The following is a 17,798-nucleotide window of genomic DNA, read 5'->3' as shown; positions in this document are numbered from 1 at the left end:
CAGGAGGGCTTGCGCAATGAGACAGTTTTTTAAGAGTAAAAACGCCCTGTCGTGGACCATCGTCACGGCCATCGTCCTTGTTGTGGCCATTGTGGTCAACATCCTGGCCACCGGGATCCTGTTTGAACTGATCAACTCCTTTTTCAAGGGCAACACCGCTGAATTCGTGGGGGAGAACACCTCTCAGTACCAGGCCGACGAGGGCATCGCCACCAAGGCGGACGCCAAGGCCTACGGAGACGCGATCACCCTTCAGGCCTGCGAGGAGGGCTTTGTGCTGCTGAAGAACAACGGCGCCCTTCCGCTGCAGTCCGACGAGACCAGAGTCAGCGTGTTCGGCAAGAACTCGGTGAACATGGCCTTCGGCGGCTCCGGCGGCGCGGTGGGCATCACGCCCAAGACCATCTTTGACAGCCTGACCGCCGTGGGAATCGAGTACAACCAGGCCCTGGTGGACTTCTACAACGACAACAGCCGGTCGGGCGCGGGCAGGGACAAGAACAACAGCGACCTGGACTCCGGCTCCAACGTGGCGCTGACCGAGAGCTTTGTGGGCGAGACGCCCGTCAGCAGCTATGACGACGCGCTGTGGGACTCCTGTGAGGACTACAAGGACGCCGCCTTCATCGTCATCACCCGCATCGGCGGCGAGGGCGCCGACCTGCCCCGCACGGAGAACGACCACGTGCTCAAGCTGCGGCCGGACGAGAAGGACCTGATCGCCGCGGTCAAGGACCACGGCTTTGAGAAGATCATCCTGGTCCTGAACACGGCCTCCGCCATGGAGCTCAAGGACGTGGCCGAGGATGACCAGGTGGACGGCATTCTGTGGATCGGCTACACCGGCGAGGCGGGCATGATGGCCTTCGGCGAGGTGGTGACCGGCGCGGTGAACCCCTCGGGCAGAACGGTGGACACCTATGCCGCCGACTTCACCAAGGACCCCACCTGGAACAACTTCGGCGCCGCGCTGGGCTCTCCCACCGCCGGTATCACCGGCGACGCCTACTTCAGCACCGCCGGCAGAGGCATGGTGGACAGCAACGTCTATTTTGTGGACTACGAGGAGAGCGTGTACGTGGGCTACCGCTACTACGAGACCGCCTACGCCGAGGCCCAGGCGGGCAACTATCCCGGCTTTGACTACGACGAGGCGGTGGTCTACCCCTTCGGCTACGGCCTGAGCTACTCCGAGTTCAGCTGGGAGCTGGTAAACGCCTCTGAGATCCCCGCTACGCTGGATAAGGACACCTCTATTACCTTCCAGATAGAGGTATCCAACCTGAGCGACACCCCGGGCAAGGATGTGGTCCAGCTGTATGTCACGCCGCCCTACACGCCGGGCGGCATTGAGAAGCCGGCCAAGATCCTGGTGGGCTTTGCCAAGACCCCGGTGATCACAAAGGGGGAGCCCCAGATTGTGGAGATCACCGTGGATAGCCCCTATGCCTTTGCCTCCTATGACTGCTACGGCCTAAGCGGCACCCAGGGCTACATCACGGAGAAGGGCGACTATACCTTCACCATCTCCACCGACGCCCACAACGCCAAGGACATGGAAAACGCCACGGTGACGGCCTCCATCGCCTCCGACATCATCTACGACACCGACCCCACCACCGGCTATGAGGTGAAAAACCTCTATACCGGCAACGAGGACGAGACGCTGGATTCCGACTGGCAGCTTCAGAGCCAGCTCTCCCGGAGCGACTTTGCCGGCACCTGGCCCCAGGTCCGCCCGGCGGAGGACAAGCAGATCGACGACGACACCACTTATACTGAGGATTTTATCAGCGCCATGACCTCCACGGAGCCCAACCCCAACCGGCCCGCTCAGGAGGACACTATGCCGGTCACCGGCGTGGACAGCGGCATTATGCTCAGCGACCTGGTGGGGGTGGCCTATGACGATGAAGAGGGCCTGTGGGACAAGTTCATGGACCAGCTCACCGTGGGCCAGATGACCGACCTCATCAACAAGGGCGCCTTCCATACCGAGATGATCGCCCAGTACGGCGTCCCCTCCACCCTGAGCTCCGACGGCCCGGCGGGCTGGGTGAACTTCATGCCCGGCTATGCCGAGTCCTTCGGCGGCTGCACCACCTACTGCTGCCAGGTGGTCTTCTCCTCCACCTGGAACGAGGACTGCCTGGCCGCCATGGGCAACGCCATCGGAAACGAGGGCATCATCGGCAACACCGAGCGGGGCGGCCTGCCCTACAGCAGCTGGTATGCCCCCGACCTCAACATCCACCGCAGCCCCTTCGGCGGCAGAAACTTTGAGTACTACTCGGAGGACCCCTTCCTCAGCGGCAAGATGACCGCCGCGGTGGTCAAGGCGGCCGCCGACAAGGGCGTGTACTGCCACATCAAGCACTTCGCCCTCAACGAGCAGGAGACCCACCGGGCCAGCAACGGCGTGCTCACCTTTGCCACCGAGCAGGCTATGCGGGAGATCTACCTGAAGAGCTTTGAGATCGCCATCAAGGACTGCATCGCCTACGGTCAGGAGAATAATCATATCATGCCCATGGGCGTCATGTCCTCCTTCAACCGCATCGGGACCCGCTGGGCGGGCGGCGGCTACCGGCTCATTACCGAGATCCTGCGCAATGAGTGGGACTTTACAGGCTCCGTTATCTGCGACTTCAACACCTGTAACCACATGGTGGAAAAGGATATGTTCTACGCCGGCGGAGACCTGAACCTGCAGTTCGCGGGTCAGATGGTGTGGAATCCGGACGCCGGGAACGCCTCCGACGTGACCGTCCTGCGGTCGGCGGCCAAGAATGTCCTCTTCACTGTGGCCAACAGCAACGCCATGCGCGGAGAATTCAGAGCGATCATGCCCACCTGGATGGTGGTGATGATCGCTGTGGATGTGCTGCTGGGCGTGGGCCTGGCTGTGTGGGGCTTTTTTGCCGTCCGCAGTGGGCTGGAGAAGTGCAAGGAAGCGCCCGGCGCGTCCAAACAGCGGCTCAGACGGGAGAGAAACGGCTGACCCTCCCGCTGTACGCCCCATGAATTTACGTTTCCCCCTCCTTTCCCATAGCTCAGGCGCCCGGGACTTGTGCCCGGGCGCCTGAGACCATTTCTGTCCCATCACCATGGGCGGGGTTGTTTTTTCGAGGACCTTGCACTATAATTGGCGGGATAAAACGGATAAGGAGGAATATGCCATGTGGATCCTGTTTGCGGCCGGCTCCGCGTTTTTTGCAGGTATCACGGCAATTTTGGCGAAATGCGGCATAAAAAAGACGGATTCTGATGTGGCCACCGCTATTCGGACTATTATTGTTCTGATCTTCTCCTGGCTGATGGTGGCTCTGGTGGGCTCTGCGTCCCAGGTGTCCCAGATCTCGGCCTACACCTGGCTCTTTCTGATCCTGTCCGGCCTGGCCACGGGGGCCTCCTGGCTGTGCTATTTCCGGGCGCTTCAGATGGGAGACGTCAACAAAGTGGTGCCCATTGATAAGTGCAGCACCGTGCTGACCGTACTGCTGGCCTTCCTTTTGCTGGGCGAGCCCATCAGCCCCAAAAAGCTCATCGGCCTGCTGGCCATCGGCGGCGGCACGCTGCTGATGATCCAGAAGAAGGAGAGCACCGGACAGGCAAAGGGACGCTCCTGGCTGCTCTATGCCGTCTTGTCCGCCGTCTTTGCCAGCCTGACCTCTATCTTCGGGAAGATCGGCATCACCGGCGTGGAGTCCAACCTGGGCACCGCCCTGCGCACCGGCGTGGTGCTGGTGATGGCCTGGCTGGTGGTGTTCGTGAAGGGAAAGCAGAGTATGGCCAGACAGGTGCCGGGAAAAGAGCTGGTGTTTATCCTCCTGTCGGGCATCGCCACCGGCGCGTCCTGGCTGTGCTACTACCGGGCCCTTCAGGACGGCCCGGCCAGCGTGGTGGTGCCCATCGACAAGCTGAGCATCCTGGTGAGCATCGCCTTCTCCTATGTGGTGTTCCGGGAGCGGCTGTCGAAAAAGGCAGCCATTGGCCTGCTGTGCATCGTCCTGGGCACCCTGATGATGCTGTGACAAGCGCTGGAAGACAGAAGACGCCGCCCAAATGGGCGGCGTCTTCCTTATATATATGGTTTTCAGAACAAACGCGAGGGATGCTCCGGTCTTTACAGCACCTGGCCCACCAGGCCGTCCCCATAAAGATCTGTAATATTGACATCTTTGATTACGTTGTGTAGTGACTCGCCCCGGGCCATGACCTCCACATAGTTGGGGGCGTGGCCACGCCACAGGCCGTTTTTCTCCTCCTCGAAGAGGACGGGGAGGGAGGAACCCACCCACTGCTCCAGATAGGCGGCCTTGAGCCGTGCGGCCAGTTCACCGGCCCGGGCGGCCCGCTCCTCCTTGACGGCGTTGGGCACCTGGTCGGCCATCTTGGCCGCCGGTGTGCCGGTGCGGCGGGAGTAGGGGAAGATGTGCATGGCGGAGAAGGCGCACTTTTCCACAAATTCCAGGGTGGCGGTGAACTCCTCCTCGGTCTCGCCGGGGAAGCCCACGATCAGATCTGTGGTGATGGCGGGGCGGTCAAAGAATCCGCGGAGTAATGTAACGCTCTCATAATACCGTTCGGTATCATATTTCCGGTTCATCCGCTTCAAAACGGCGTCGCAGCCGCTCTGCATGGACAGGTGGAAATGGGGGCACAGGTTGGGCAGGGCGGCGGCCCGGCGGCAGAAGTCCTCGGTGATGGTGCGGGGCTCCAGGCTGCCCAGCCGCACCCGCAGATCGGGCACGGCACGGCAGATGCCCTCCACCAGGTCGATGAGTCCGGTGCCGTCCCGGAACTCGTGGCCCCAGGAGGAGATCTCGATGCCGGTGAGGACGATCTCCCGGTAGCCGTCCCCGGCCAGCTTCTCCGCCTGCTCCACGGCGGCAGCCAGGGGCAGGGAGCGCACCGGCCCCCGGGCGTAGGGGATGATGCAGTAGGTGCAGAAGTTGACACAGCCGTCCTCCACCTTGAGCATGGCCCGGGTGCGGCCCTCCAGGCCGCCGGCGGGCAGCTGCTCAAAGCTGCGGTGGGTCATGATGTTGTCCACCAGCACTTCGGGGGCCAGCTCCGCCTCCGCTCTGACCAGGCCGGAGAGCCGCTCCACCTCGTTGAGGAAGCCCAAGCGGTCCCCGGTGCCCGAAACCAGGTCCACCCCCAGGGCGGCCACGTCATCCGGCGCGGTCTGGGCGTAGCAGCCGCAGACCGCCACCACGGCCGCCGGATTGCGCTTCTTGGCCCGGCGGATGGCGTTGCGGGACTTGCGGTCGCTCACCGCGGTGACGGTGCAGGTGTTGATGATGTAGGCGTCGGCCTCCTCCTCAAAGGGGACCAGGGTGTGGCCCCGGCGGAGCAGCTCGGTCTCCAGGGCCTGGGTCTCGTACTGATTGACCTTGCAGCCAAGGGTATAGATCGCGTATCGCATGGTTATCCCTCTCAAGATTCCGCCTCCCCGGACTTTCCCCCTATGGTGTAAACGGCGAAAATGCGGGAGAAGCGGAATTTATGTTTGTAATTTGCGGGTGTGGTGCTATAATGGTAGCGGATTCCACAAGCAGAATTTGCCGCTCAGACTATTTTATCAGCCCGGCGGCAGATTGTACAGACCAAAACCACAGGAGGCAAAATTACCATGCAGACCTTTTTCGTGTCCCTCACTTCCATCTCCGATGTGAAGAAGTTCGTGGATGCGGCCAGCCGCTGCTCCTCTGAGATCGACGTGCTCTCCGGCCGCTATGTGATCAACGCCAAGTCCATCATGGGCCTTTTCTCCCTGGACCTGGCCAAGCCCGTGAAGGTGGAGTTCCACGGTACCGACGCTGAGAGCGAGACCTTCCGCAAGGACATCGCCGCGCTCATCGCGGAGGACGGGGAGTAATTCCCCACCTCCGGAGCCGCCCGGCGCTGCCGCCCTGGAGGGGCGGCGGATCTGGGTCAACCGGGCGGAGCCCCCGAAATGGGGACTCCGCTTTTTGATAACCGAGACAGAGAGGGAGGCGGGGGAATGGCCTACAACTTTTTCGCCTATATCGCCCGGATGAAGTACATCAGCCGCTGGGGTCTCATGCGCAATTCCGTGCAGGAGAACATCCAGGAGCACTCCCACATGGTGGCGGTGCTGGCCCACACCCTGGCGGTCATCCGCCGGGACGTGGTGGGGGAGGACTGCGACCCGGGCGCCGCCGCGGTGGCGGCGTTGTACCACGACGCGCCGGAGATTTTCACCGGCGACCTGCCCACCCCCGTGAAATACTACAACCCGGAGATCCGGGACGCCTACAAGGCGGTGGAGGCGGTGTCGGCGGACAAGCTGCTGTCCATGCTGCCCGACCAGCTGCGCCCCGCCTACGCGCCCTGGCTGCGGGAGGAGTACGACCCGTCCCTCCGGGCCCTGGTGAAGGCGGCGGACAAGCTCTCCGCCCACATCAAGTGCGTGGAGGAGGTCAAGGCGGGCAACAATGAGTTCCGCCAGGCCGCCATACAGACCCTGGAGGCGGTGGAGGCCATGAATTTGCCCGAAGCTGCCTACTTTATCGAGCATTTTCTGCCCGCGCTCGGGCTTACACTGGATGAACTGCAATAAATGAGAGGGGTTGTGAAGCAAATGCGAGCCATCGTCACTGTCATCGGCAAGGACCAGGTGGGCATCATCGCCTCGGTCTGCGCCCTGCTCTCCGAGCACAATGTCAACGTCCTGGACATCAGCCAGACCATTCTCCAGGGGTACTTCACCATGATCATGCTGGTGGACGCCTCCCAGACCACCGTCCCCTTCGCCCAGCTGGTCACCGATCTGGAGCAGGCCGGCAAGGAGAAGGGTGTGGTGATCCACGCCCAGCGGGAAGAGATCTTCAACGCCATGCATACCATTTGAGGTGCCTGCCATGCTGAATCAACACGACATTCTGTCCACCATCAACATGATCGACCAGCAGCACCTGGACATCCGCACCATCACCATGGGCATCTCCCTGCTGGACTGCGCCGACCCCGACCCCAAGGCCGCCTGCCGCAAGATCTACGACAAGATCACCCGCCGGGCGGAGAAGCTGGTGTCCACCGGCGAGGACATCGAGCGGGAGTTCGGCATCCCCATCGTCAACAAGCGCATCTCGGTGACCCCCATGGCCCTGGTGGCCGGGGCCTCCGAGACCGAGGACTTTGTCCCCTTCGCCAGGGCCATGGACGACGCGGCCAAGGCGGTGGGGGTCAACTTCATCGGCGGCTTCTCCGCCCTGGTGCAGAAGGGGGCCACCTCCGGCGACCGGCGGCTCATCGCCTCCATCCCCGAGGCCCTGGCCACCACTGAGTTCGTCTGCTCCTCCGTCAACGTGGGCTCCACCAAGGCGGGCATCAACATGGACGCGGTGGCTGAGATGGGCCGCATCATCAAGGCCACGGCGGAGCGCACCGCCGACCGGGGCGGCTTCGGCTGCGCCAAGCTGGTGGTGTTCTGCAACGCGGTGGAGGACAACCCCTTCATGGCCGGCGCCTTCCACGGCGTGGGCGAGGGGGACTGTGTCATCAACGTGGGCGTGTCCGGCCCCGGCGTGGTGTACCACGCCCTCCAGGACGTGAAGGGCCAGCCCTTCGACGTGGTGGCCGAGACCATCAAGAAGACCGCCTTCCGCATCACCCGCATGGGCCAGCTGGTGGCCCAGGAGGCCAGCCGCCGGCTGGACGTGCCCTTCGGTATCGTGGACCTGTCCCTGGCCCCCACCCCCGCCATCGGCGACTCCGTGGCCCGTATCCTGGAGGAGATGGGCCTGGAGGTCTGCGGCACCCACGGCACCACCGCCGCCCTGGCCCTCCTCAACGACGCCGTCAAGAAGGGCGGCGTCATGGCCTCCTCCCATGTGGGCGGCCTGAGCGGCGCCTTTATCCCCGTCAGCGAGGATGAGGGTATGATCGCCGCCGCCGCCTCCGGCGCCCTCCACCTGGACAAGCTGGAGGCCATGACCTGCGTCTGCTCCGTGGGCCTGGATATGATCGCCGTGCCCGGCGACACCACCGCCGAGACCATCTCCGCCATCATCGCCGACGAGGCCGCCATCGGCATGGTCAACTCCAAGACCACCGCCGTGCGCGTGATCCCCGGTCCCGGCACCAAGGTGGGCGACACGGTGGAGTTCGGCGGCCTGCTGGGCTCCGCTCCGGTGATGCCGGTGCACCCCTTCGGCTCGGCCAAGTTCGTCCAGCGCGGCGGCCGGATCCCGGCCCCCATGCAGAGCCTGAAGAACTGAGACGGCCGCCGCGGGGGCCCCATCTGTGATGGGGCGGCGCTTGCGCCGTACAAGCGTTTTTCCCGGAGGGAAAAACCTGGGCGCAGGCGGAATTTACTTCCGCCGAGCAGGTGAAATCAATTCAGGGTTCCCAGCCGGGCGTGCCCGGCTGGGAGTGGCCGGATTCCGGTGCCCATGCAGAGCCTGAAGAACTGAAAAACGTCCCGCAGGAGCGGGATAAGCTCCGGCGCGGCGCTGAAAATGCTCCGCGCCGGAGTGCTATTTTCGGCTCATTTTCCTCTAGGAAAACGGGCCGGTTTGGTGTATACTTTTGCCACTGGGATATCCCCTGTTATACTGATGAGGAGGCTGTTTGATATGCCCAAGGTTGACGCATCCAATGCGCTGAATTTCCTGCCCGAAAACTGGCTGACCGGCCGTGAGGCCGACCTGACCGAGGCCCATGCCATGCTCCAGGAGGGCCGCGGCCCCGGCTCTGATTTCCTGGGCTGGGTCCACCTGCCCGAGAACTACGACAAGGAGGAGTACGCCCGCATCAAGGCCGCCGCGGCCAAGATCCGCTCCGACTCCCAGGCCCTGGTGGTCATCGGCATCGGCGGCTCCTACCTGGGCGCCCGCGCCGTCATCGAGCTGCTGGGCTCCCCCAACTACAACCTGTGCAAGAAGGACGGCCCTGAGATCTACTTCGTGGGCAACGGCCTGTCCACCGACGCCATGCTGGAAGTGATGGAGCAGCTCAAGGGCAAGGACTGGTCCATCAACGTCATCTCCAAGTCCGGCACCACCACCGAGCCCGCCGTGGCCTTCCGTATCTTCAAGGCCATGCTGGAGGAGAAGTACGGCAAGGAGGGCGCCAAGGGCCGCATCTACGCCACCACCGACGCCCACAAGGGCGCCCTGAAGGGCCTGGCCGACGCCGAGGGCTATGAGGAGTTCGTGGTGCCCGACGACGTGGGCGGCCGCTACTCCGTCCTCACCGCCGTGGGCCTGCTGCCCATCGCCGCCGCCGGCATCGACATCGACGCCCTGATGGCCGGCGCCCACGAGGCTATGGAGACCCTGGCCAAGCCCGGCATGGACAACCCCGCCTGGCAGTACGCCGCCGCCCGCAACGGCCTGTATGACGGCGGCAAGAAGATCGAGCTGCTGGCCTGCTACGAGCCTTCCTTCCGTTTCTTCGCCGAGTGGTGGAAGCAGCTCTACGGCGAGAGCGAGGGCAAGGAGGGCAAGGGCATCTTCCCCGCCAGCGTGGAGTTCACCGCTGACCTGCACTCCATGGGCCAGTATATCCAGGAGGGCGAGCGCCACCTGTTCGAGACCGTGGTCCGCTTTGCCGAGTGCAACGGCCAGATCATCATCCCCAACGACCCCGACAATGTGGACGGCCTGAACTTCCTCTCCGGCAAGCCCCTGTCCTTTGTGGCCGAGAAGGCCTTCCAGGGTGTGGTGCTGGCCCATGTGGACGGCGGCGTGCCCAACCTGTCCGTCACCGTGCCCAAGCGTACCGCCAACGCCGTGGGCCAGCTGATCTACTTCTTCGAGTACTCCTGCGGCCTGTCCGGCCACCTGCTGAAGGTCAACCCCTTCAACCAGCCCGGCGTGGAGGCCTACAAGAAGAACATGTTCGCCCTGCTGGGCAAGCCCGGCTATGAGGACCGCAAGGCCGAGCTGGAGGCCCGGCTGAACGGCTGAGCCATCTCCGGCCTTGCGTGCGCCGCGGATGCGGCGTCCCAAGGGTTTTGCGGAGCAAAACCTTGATGCGAGGGCGGATTCACTCCGCCCCGCAGATTCAGGAAACGGGGTCCCCGCGGAATCAGGGATTCCGTGGGGCCGAGCTGGAGGCCCGGCTGAACGGCTGAGTGCAAGACGCCTGAACAAGGGCTAAAAGGAAAAAATTGTGTCCAAAATCATACTGCCCGGACGGATTTTCCTCCGCCCGGGCAGTATTGGTTAAGCGTGCCAATGGGGCCCCCTGGAAACATGAAATTTTAGTGAACTTGTGCAAAGCAGTTGCAATCCGGTTGGATAAATGGTAACATAGAGGCACAAGGTCGGGAGCGTCCCGGCGTACAATGTAAGGAGTGATTAATATGGTGAGAGTGATCATGGGTGTCAAGGGCACCGGCAAGACCAAGCAGATGATCGAGCTCATTAACTCTGCCGTGCATAGCGAGAACGGAAACGTGGTCTGCATTGAGCGCGGCCCCAAGCTGACCTACGATATTCATTATAAGATCCGCCTGGTGGAGGCGTCCCACTACGAGATGAAGTCTTTTGAGTTCATGAAGGGCTTCATCAGCGGCCTCTACGCCGGCGACTACGATATCACCCACATCTTCATCGACAGCCTGACCAAGATCGTCCCCTCCGAGCCCGGCGACGCCGCTGTGGAGGACTTCCTGGATTGGCTCAACACCTTCAGCGAGAAGAACAACATCAAGTTCACCGTCACCATCAGCGCTGACGCCAGCCTGGCCACTGAGGGTGTGAAGAAGTACTTCTGAGCACAACGTATGCCCGTGCCCCCGGAGGGATCTCCCTCCGGGGGTTTTTCCACGCCCTTTGGGACAGGGCGGGGAGGACAGGCCCTATCCCAAAGGGCCGGAAAGGGGAGAATACCATGCAGCAAGACCTGACCCGGGGGAGGGTCACCCGATCCATGCTGCTCTTTGCCCTGCCCATGATCCTGGGCAACCTACTCCAGCAGCTCTATAACGTGGCCGACACCCTGATCGTGGGCCGCTGCCTGGGGCCGGACGCCCTGGCGGCGGTGGGCTCCTCCTACTCCCTGATGACCTTTCTCACCTCCATCCTGTTGGGGCTGTGTATGGGCAGCGGAGTATACTTCTCCATGCTCTTTGGCAGCCGGGAGGAGGAGAAGCTGCGGGAGAGTATTTTTGTGTCCTTTGTGGTCATCGCCATTGCCGCTGCCCTGCTCAACGGGGTGGTCATGGCGCTGACAGACCCCATCCTCCGGGCGCTGCAGATCCAGGCCCAGGTGTACGACATGACCCGGGCCTATGTGCGGGTGGTCTTTCTGGGCATTCCCTTTACCTTCCTCTATAACTATTTTGCGTCTCTCCTCCGGGCCATCGGCAACTCGGTGGTGCCCCTGGTGTTCCTGGGGGTGAGCGCGGTGCTGAATATCGGGCTGGACCTGGTGTTCGTGCTGGTGCTGAAACGGGGGGTGGCCGGAGCGGCGGAGGCCACAGTCATCTCCCAGGCGGTCTCGGCGGCCTGCATCGCCCTGTACGCCTTCTGCAAGGCGCCTCAGCTCCGCCCGCGCCGGTCCGAGATGCGGCTGCGGCGGGAGACCGTGGGCAAGATCTTCTCCTACTCCTTCCTCACCTGCGTGCAGCAGTCGGTGATGAACTTCGGCATCCTGATGATCCAGGGCCTGGTCAACAGCTTCGGCGTGGACGTGATGGCCGCCTTTGCCGCCGCGGTGAAGATCGACTCCTTCGCCTACATGCCGGTCCAGGACTTCGGCAACGCCTTCTCCACCTTCATCGCCCAGAACTACGGCGCGGGCAGAGTGGACCGCATTCGGGCGGGCATCCGCTCCGCCGTAGCCACCGCCCTGGCCTTCTGTGTGGTCATCTCGGTGCTGGTGTTCGCCTTTGCCGGGCCCCTGATGACCATCTTCGTGGCGCCGGAGGAGACCGGCATCATCGCCATCGGCGTGGAGTACCTGCGCATCGAGGGGGCCTGCTACTGCGGTATCGGCTGCCTCTTTCTGCTCTACGGCCTCTACCGGGCCCTGGGCCGTCCCGGCATGTCGGTGGTGCTCACCGTGATCTCCCTGGGTACACGGGTGGCCCTGGCCTATCTGCTGGCCCCCATTCCCGCCATCGGTCTGCCCGGTATCTGGTGGGCCATTCCCATTGGCTGGGTGCTGGCCGACGCCGTGGGCCTGGGCTTCTACCGGCTGAGAGAACGAAAACAGCTGGAACAGCTGAAAACACAGCAAAAGACCGTCCCCGTGTGAGGGGACGGTCTTTTGCTGTAAATGGAGCACAGTCCATTCCAATGTGGCGGGGGCAGGTGAGGATCGAACTCACCGGGGCGGGACCGCCGCCCCCAACGGTTTTGAAGACCGCGGGGCTCACCAGATACCCTTCTGCCCCCATCGGGCTGTCAAAACCTAATTATATCACAGATTTTCCCGCCGGAGAACCCTGTAATTTCCCTCCCGGCGGGTAAGCCCCTCCGAATCCCAGTGCTCCAGCAGCAGCAGGGCGTATTTCCGGCTGACGCCCAGCCTGTCCCGGAACCGGGCCAGGGTGAGGGCGGGGGAGTCCTGAAACAGATCCAGCAGCAGAGCACGGGCGCGCTCCAGGGGGCGGCGGTGGATGCGGCAGCCCTCCCCCAGAGGCACCAGGATGCCCTGCCGGGTCATGGCGGTCATTACCTGGCGGCAGGCGGAGGCGTCAGGGCCGAAGGCGGCCTCCACGGCGGCGTCCTCCGGGGCCTCCAGCCCGGCCCTGCGGTACAGGACCTCCAGCCGGTCCCGGACTTTGGCCAGCTCCGGGGTGTATCTGGGGCGGAACCCGGGGCGAAATACCAGGCCGTTCCGCCGCCGGAGCACGCCCTGCCCCTCCAGCGCGGCCGCCAGGGCTTCAGACGGGGCGCCGCCGTCAGGCAGCAGTCGGGCGCACAGAAGCTGCTCCACCATGCCGGGCTCCAGGGGCCGGGCGGCATGCCAGCCGTCCAGAAGAGCCGCAGCCCGGCCGGCCAGGGCCTCCAGGGCCTGGGCAGACAGCCAGGCCGTGCCCAGGGGGATGGCCTTCTCTTCCCGGGCCAGGGCCTCCAGGGCTGCCAGCCCCTCCGCCTGAGACAGCCCGGCAGCCATGGCCAGGGCCTCCGGGGCGCTGGGGACAGCCTGTCCAGCCAGCGCCGCCGCCATACGGCGGAGCGGGTCGGGAGAGGCCAGGGCGGCCAGCCGATCCGCCAGGCCTGGGTCCTTTTTTTTGTGGTGAGGGGACAGGTCCAGCAGCACGCCGCCGCCTATTGTGGCCACCGGGGAGAAAAAGCGGACCACAAAGCGGTCCCCCACCCGGGCGGCCATGGGGGCGGACAGCCGGAGCTGGGCAAAGCAGGTCTGACCGGGCAGCAGCTCGGTCCGGTCGAAGAACACGCACCGGCAGAGCAAGGCGGCGGCGCCGTGGTGGAGGTGGAGCTGGGCGCCGTGTTTGACGGAGAAGGGGGCCTCGGCCAGCAGGGTCAGCGTTACGTCCGCCCGGTCGGTGAGGGCCATGGAGCCGGGGGCGGCCAGGGTGTCCCCCTTTTGGATGGAATCCGTCTCGCCGGAGAGCAGCAGGGCGGCCCGGCTCCCGGCCTCCAGCCGTTCCGCCTCCGCACCGTGGCGCTGGAGCCCCCGCACCCGCACCGTCCCATGTCCGGGGTACAGCGCTAATGTGTCGCCGGCGGCCACCTGCCCGGCGGCCACAGTGCCCGCCGCCACGGTCCCCCGGCCCTGGAGAGAGAAGAGCCGGTCCACCTCCAGCCGGAAGGGCAGGTCTGTCCGCCGCCTGCGGGGGGAGAGGGAGGCCACAGCCGCCCGCAGCTCGTCCAGTCCCAGCCCGGTCCTGGACGACACAGGGACGACGGGGGCGCCCTCCAGAAAGGTGCCCGCCGTCAGGGCGGCGACAGCCGCTCTCACCTGGGTCAGGCGGCTTCCATCCGCCAGATCCGCCTTGGTGACGGCCACCACACCCGCCTCCATGCCCAGCAGGGCGCACAGGGCCAGGTGCTTTCTGGTCTGAGGCATGACACCCTCGTCGGCGGCCACGGTGAGGAGCACCCCGTCCGCCCCCGCCGCCCCGGAGAGCATGTTGCGGATAAATTTCTCATGGCCGGGCACGTCCACCAGGTCGGCCTCTCCGCCGCCGGGCAGGGGGAGGACGGCAAAGCCCGGCTCAATGGTCAGACCGCGCCGCTTCTCCTCGGCCAGGGTGTCGGTGTCCGTACCGGTGAGGGCCTTGACCAGAGCGGTCTTTCCGTGGTCCACGTGGCCCGCCACGGCCAGAATCAGGTGATTCACAGGCGTGTCCCCCTTACCGCCTCCGCCGCCCGGAGGATCTCAGCCGCATCTTCCTCTGTCAGGGTGCGCACGTCCAGCAGAAGGGCGCCGCGGTGGATGCGGCAGAGGATGGGCACCGCATGGCGGCGGAAATGGGCCTCCAGATCCTCGGGCACACCGGGCCCGTCGGTGACGGCGGCACAGAAGCCGGGCAGCTCCTCGTTGGGCATGGAGCCGCCCCCCACCTGTCCGGCACAGGGAAGGACAGACACGGTGTACGCCGTCCCCAGGGCGTGCCCCAGCCCGGCGGCCAGCTCCTCCGCCCGTCGGTGGAGGTCGTCCGGCGGGGCGTTGAGCATGGACAGCACGGGCAGGGCCTCACGGGCCCCCTCCGGGTCTCGGAGCAGGAGCAGGGTGGCCTCCAGGGCGGCCAGGGACAACTTGTCGATGCGCACCACCCGGGCCAGGGGGTGGCGCTTCATGGCGTCGATGTACTGCTTTTTCCCCAGCACGATGCCCGCCTGAGGGCCGCCCAGCAGCTTGTCCCCGGAGAAGCACACCACATCCGCCCCGTCGGCCAGAGCCGCCGCCGCGCTGGGGGCGGCGGGGAGGGCGGGAAGACTCTGGGAAGAGAGAACACAGCTGCCCAGGTCGCACAGCAGGGGCACGCTGTGGGCCGCCGCCAGTCCGGCGAGCTGGGACAGGGGGGTGTCCTCGGTGAAGCCCACGATCTGGTAATTGCTGGTGTGGACCTTCAGCAGGGCCTGGGCCTCCTGGGAGAGCAGGACCCGCTCATAGTCGGACGAGCGGGTCTTGTTGGTGGTGCCCACCTCCCGGAGGAGCGCGCCGCTGGCCGCCATGATCTCGGGCACCCGGAAGGCGCCGCCGATCTCCACCAGCTCCCCACGGGACACGGCCACCCCCTTGCCTGCCGCCAGGGCGGAGAGCATGAGAAACACGGCGGCGGCGTTGTTGTTCACCGCCATGGCCGCCTCCGCCCCGGTAAGGGAGCAGAGGAGGGATTCCACATGGCTGTGGCGGCTGCCCCGGCAGGCGTTGTCCAGGTCGTACTCCAGGTTGGAGTAGCCCTCTGCCGCCTCCCGGACCGCCTCCGCCGCCCGGTGGGCCAGGGGCGCCCGGCCCAGGTTGGTGTGGAGCACCACGCCGGTGGCGTTGATGACCTTCCGCAGGCCTGGGCGGCACAGGGCCCCGGCCGCCGCGGCGATCTCTCCGGCCAGAACGTCCACAGGCGGTACGGCGGCCCCGTTCACAACAGACCGCCGGACCTCCTCCAGTCTGCCCCGGGCGGCCTGGCGGATGAGGGCGTAGGGCAGGACCTTCCGGGCGGCGAGCAGGGTGGGGTGGGACAGCAGAACGTCCATTTTGGGCAGGGCGCGGAGCGGATTTTCACACATGGACAGCACCTCCGGGGGAAATTTTTGCACAGCGGGTCGGTTCAGCAGCTATCATTATAGCACAGATGTGTCCCCGATGGGCCAGGATTTGTCCTCATCCAGCAGGGCGAGAGGCGAGGTGTTCAGGGCGGCGGCCAGCTGTGCTGGCCTTCCAATGTGCCAGAGATGGATTGTTTTCTTGGTAATATCGCCGAGTAACGCTATGGGAGTCCCAAGAAAACTGAACAGGATATACAAATAAAAATAGACAAATGGGAGGAAATGCGGTACACTGGATTTAGGATACCCAAAACCCGGGAAAAAAAGGAGGAACACCCATGAAGAAACTGGCAGTCGTATTGGCAGTGCTTCTGCTCATCTCCTGCGTGCCCGCCTCGGCCGCGGAGACGGCGCTCACCGGAGCGGAGGCCTATGAGCAGTACGGGCCCTGGTACACCTGGACCCAGGAACAGAAGGACACGGCAACAGCGGAATGGAGCGAGGACTTCTGGTATGAGTACTGGGACGCCTATTTCGTCCAGAGCGGCGCCGAGGACGAGCAGTACTACGCGGACATGGATGCCTGGAACCAGGCCTTTTACGGCGATGTGTGGGCGGAGGACTGGGAGGCCTATCTTCGGAGTGTGAAGGAAGCCCTGGGCATGCCCTACCCGGACGGCATCAACGTGTCGGTCAACGGGGCGTGGCTGGACCTGGACGGGCTGGAGCCCTGGGCCCTGGACGGCCGCACCATGGTGCCGGTGCGTCCCTTCCTGGAGGCGCTGGGTGCCAAGGTGGACTACGCGGACAACGTGGTCACCGCCGTACTGGCCGACGGGGTCACCCTGGAGCTGACCGGTGGGAGCACCACCATGACCAGGGTGTCCGGGGATAAGATTGACAAGATCGAGATGGACGTGCCCCTGACCGCAGTGGCCAACCGGACCTACATTCCCGCCCGCTTTGCCGGCGAGGCGGTGGGCATGGCCGTGGAGTGGGACGGGGACTATCAGGCGGCCCATTTCACCGATTGGGACAGGATTGCGGAGCAGATTGACGAGAAGTTTGCCACCCTCAACACCTTGATGTCCCTGGATCAGGGTGAGCTGGACCCGGAGCAGACCTACCGGGTAACGGGGCTGGCATCCCAGATTGTGACACTCTACGGCGAGACCGAGGCGGAGAACGACACCTCCACCCAGACCGTGACCCTGAACGGCCTGGTCCGGGGCGGCCAGGTGGATCTGGATCTGGGGGTGGACATGGATCTGGGCGGCCTGCGCGAGATGGTCGTCGCCGGTATGCCCCAGGAGGAGGCACTGCTGGACCTGCTGTCCGACTTTGAGATGGAGGTCCGGGGCGACCTGGACCAGGGGACACTCTATATGACCGGAAACAAGCTGGGGGAGCTGCCTGGCAGCACCCTGGCCAGCGGCGAGTGGGTGGCCCTGGACCCCACCGAAGGCGGGGACACCCAGATGGAGGAGGCTGTCACGATGGGCAGCCTGCTGACCGCCGGACTGAAGGCGAGCGGCGTCAGCGGGGACGGAATGCCGCCCTGCGTCAGCGCCCTGGACACGGCGGAGATGCTGGCCCTCATCCTGGGGGATGACTGCTTCACCGTCTCCACCGCAGGCAGCACCACCACCTACACCCTGAAGGTGGATACCCTTGGATTGACTGACAAGGTTACTGCCTTGACAGAAGAGAAGGGAACCCCGGAGCTGTACCTGCTGCTGAGCTACCTGAGCGGCGGCCTGAAGGTGGACTGCAATGGTACCTTCCGGGTGCGGGATAACCAGATGGTGGATATGGAGCTGGATATGACGGTGAAGGTGCCTGCCCTTGCCGTGAGCAGTACGCCTATGGATATCAGCTTCTCCGCCAGCGGGGACAGCACCAATTTTGAGTGTACTCTGACAGCCAAGGCCGCCTACGGCGGAAAGCTGGAGATGAAGATGGAGATCCTTGTGGAAGAGACCGGCGACATGCCTGTCACCACGCCTCCTGAGGGCGCGGCGGTCCGCACCGCCGACGCGCTGGGCACCGGTACAGTGTATCCCGGCGGGCTGGAGAGCCTGGCCGGCATCATCCGATAACGCAAAAAATCCACCTTCCCGCCGGGGAAGGTGG

The 17,798-nt window shown here is 64.5% G+C and carries 13 protein-coding genes and 1 tRNA gene; 10 read left to right on the top strand and 4 right to left on the bottom strand.

Annotation, left to right across the window (positions count from 1 at the left end; translation table 11 throughout):
- The first annotated feature begins 16 nt into the window (after nucleotides 1-16).
- Nucleotides 17-3,001, top strand: a complete 2,985-nt coding sequence (locus WMO64_RS10335) for a glycoside hydrolase family 3 C-terminal domain-containing protein (protein ID WP_349231913.1) — start codon at nucleotides 17-19, stop codon at nucleotides 2,999-3,001.
- Between the two features lie 178 nt (nucleotides 3,002-3,179).
- On the top strand, nucleotides 3,180-4,034 hold the full coding sequence (locus tag WMO64_RS10330) for an EamA family transporter (protein WP_294516832.1): 855 nt from the start codon (nucleotides 3,180-3,182) through the stop codon (nucleotides 4,032-4,034).
- Between the two features lie 92 nt (nucleotides 4,035-4,126).
- Here WMO64_RS10330 and mtaB read toward each other — a convergent pair whose 3' ends face one another.
- The gene (gene mtaB / locus WMO64_RS10325) at nucleotides 4,127-5,431 is read right to left on the bottom strand and encodes a tRNA (N(6)-L-threonylcarbamoyladenosine(37)-C(2))-methylthiotransferase MtaB (protein WP_349231912.1); all 1,305 of its coding nucleotides are present in this window, start codon (nucleotides 5,429-5,431) and stop codon (nucleotides 4,127-4,129) included.
- Between the two features lie 207 nt (nucleotides 5,432-5,638).
- Here mtaB and WMO64_RS10320 point away from each other — a divergent pair, with 207 nt between their 5' ends.
- From WMO64_RS10320 to WMO64_RS10290, 7 genes are all read left to right on the top strand, one after another.
- Complete coding sequence (locus WMO64_RS10320; protein ID WP_294516836.1) at nucleotides 5,639-5,884, top strand: HPr family phosphocarrier protein; 246 nt, start codon at nucleotides 5,639-5,641, stop codon at nucleotides 5,882-5,884.
- 126 nt (nucleotides 5,885-6,010) lie between these two features.
- Nucleotides 6,011-6,589, top strand: a complete 579-nt coding sequence (yfbR, locus tag WMO64_RS10315) for a 5'-deoxynucleotidase (protein WP_349231911.1) — start codon at nucleotides 6,011-6,013, stop codon at nucleotides 6,587-6,589.
- 21 nt (nucleotides 6,590-6,610) lie between these two features.
- Nucleotides 6,611-6,880, top strand: a complete 270-nt coding sequence (locus tag WMO64_RS10310; protein ID WP_006575283.1) for an ACT domain-containing protein — start codon at nucleotides 6,611-6,613, stop codon at nucleotides 6,878-6,880.
- Nucleotides 6,881-6,890: 10 nt separating this feature from the next.
- Nucleotides 6,891-8,249: a PFL family protein gene (locus tag WMO64_RS10305; RefSeq protein ID WP_349231910.1), complete on the top strand. Its 1,359-nt coding sequence runs from the start codon at nucleotides 6,891-6,893 to the stop codon at nucleotides 8,247-8,249.
- 357 nt (nucleotides 8,250-8,606) lie between these two features.
- Nucleotides 8,607-9,941, top strand: coding sequence for a glucose-6-phosphate isomerase (locus WMO64_RS10300; RefSeq protein ID WP_349231909.1), 1,335 nt, complete (start codon nucleotides 8,607-8,609; stop codon nucleotides 9,939-9,941).
- Between the two features lie 398 nt (nucleotides 9,942-10,339).
- Nucleotides 10,340-10,753 (top strand): hypothetical protein, encoded by a 414-nt coding sequence (locus tag WMO64_RS10295; RefSeq protein ID WP_294516846.1) that lies wholly within the window; start codon nucleotides 10,340-10,342, stop codon nucleotides 10,751-10,753.
- A 116-nt stretch (nucleotides 10,754-10,869) separates the two neighbouring features.
- The gene (locus WMO64_RS10290) at nucleotides 10,870-12,237 is read left to right on the top strand and encodes an MATE family efflux transporter (RefSeq protein ID WP_349231908.1); all 1,368 of its coding nucleotides are present in this window, start codon (nucleotides 10,870-10,872) and stop codon (nucleotides 12,235-12,237) included.
- A gap of 44 nt (nucleotides 12,238-12,281) precedes the next feature.
- Here the strand turns inward: WMO64_RS10290 and WMO64_RS10285 are convergent.
- From WMO64_RS10285 to selA, 3 genes are all read right to left on the bottom strand, one after another.
- A tRNA-Sec gene (locus WMO64_RS10285) sits at nucleotides 12,282-12,377 on the bottom strand.
- Nucleotides 12,378-12,402: 25 nt separating this feature from the next.
- Nucleotides 12,403-14,292: a selenocysteine-specific translation elongation factor gene (gene selB, locus WMO64_RS10280; RefSeq protein WP_349231907.1), complete on the bottom strand. Its 1,890-nt coding sequence runs from the start codon at nucleotides 14,290-14,292 to the stop codon at nucleotides 12,403-12,405.
- Nucleotides 14,289-15,686 (bottom strand): L-seryl-tRNA(Sec) selenium transferase, encoded by a 1,398-nt coding sequence (gene selA / locus WMO64_RS10275; RefSeq protein WP_349231906.1) that lies wholly within the window; start codon nucleotides 15,684-15,686, stop codon nucleotides 14,289-14,291. The genes selB and selA overlap by 4 nt, the downstream gene beginning before the upstream one ends.
- Nucleotides 15,687-16,003: 317 nt before the next feature.
- Between selA and WMO64_RS10270 the strand changes: the two genes are divergently transcribed.
- Nucleotides 16,004-17,764, top strand: a complete 1,761-nt coding sequence (locus WMO64_RS10270; protein ID WP_349231905.1) for a copper amine oxidase N-terminal domain-containing protein — start codon at nucleotides 16,004-16,006, stop codon at nucleotides 17,762-17,764.
- Nucleotides 17,765-17,798 lie beyond the last annotated feature (34 nt).

This window comes from Pseudoflavonifractor intestinihominis (assembly GCF_040096055.1).
GTDB classification, from domain to species: Bacteria; Bacillota; Clostridia; order Oscillospirales; family Oscillospiraceae; genus Pseudoflavonifractor; species Pseudoflavonifractor intestinihominis.
Note: the sequence above shows the minus strand (reverse complement) of the source record. Positions and strands in the feature narration are given on the sequence as shown.

Excerpts from the sequence above, each read along its gene's own strand:
- WMO64_RS10335 (WP_349231913.1), top strand. The coding sequence starts at position 17 with ATGAGACAGTTTTTTAAGAGTAAAAACGCCCTGTCGTGGACCATCGTC.
- WMO64_RS10330 (WP_294516832.1), top strand. The coding sequence starts at position 3,180 with ATGTGGATCCTGTTTGCGGCCGGCTCCGCGTTTTTTGCAGGTATCACG.
- mtaB (WP_349231912.1), bottom strand. The coding sequence starts at position 5,431 with ATGCGATACGCGATCTATACCCTTGGCTGCAAGGTCAATCAGTACGAG.
- WMO64_RS10320 (WP_294516836.1), top strand. The coding sequence starts at position 5,639 with ATGCAGACCTTTTTCGTGTCCCTCACTTCCATCTCCGATGTGAAGAAG.
- yfbR (WP_349231911.1), top strand. The coding sequence starts at position 6,011 with ATGGCCTACAACTTTTTCGCCTATATCGCCCGGATGAAGTACATCAGC.
- WMO64_RS10310 (WP_006575283.1), top strand. The coding sequence starts at position 6,611 with ATGCGAGCCATCGTCACTGTCATCGGCAAGGACCAGGTGGGCATCATC.
- WMO64_RS10305 (WP_349231910.1), top strand. The coding sequence starts at position 6,891 with ATGCTGAATCAACACGACATTCTGTCCACCATCAACATGATCGACCAG.
- WMO64_RS10300 (WP_349231909.1), top strand. The coding sequence starts at position 8,607 with ATGCCCAAGGTTGACGCATCCAATGCGCTGAATTTCCTGCCCGAAAAC.
- WMO64_RS10295 (WP_294516846.1), top strand. The coding sequence starts at position 10,340 with ATGGTGAGAGTGATCATGGGTGTCAAGGGCACCGGCAAGACCAAGCAG.
- WMO64_RS10290 (WP_349231908.1), top strand. The coding sequence starts at position 10,870 with ATGCAGCAAGACCTGACCCGGGGGAGGGTCACCCGATCCATGCTGCTC.
- selA (WP_349231906.1), bottom strand. The coding sequence starts at position 15,686 with ATGTGTGAAAATCCGCTCCGCGCCCTGCCCAAAATGGACGTTCTGCTG.
- WMO64_RS10270 (WP_349231905.1), top strand. The coding sequence starts at position 16,004 with ATGAAGAAACTGGCAGTCGTATTGGCAGTGCTTCTGCTCATCTCCTGC.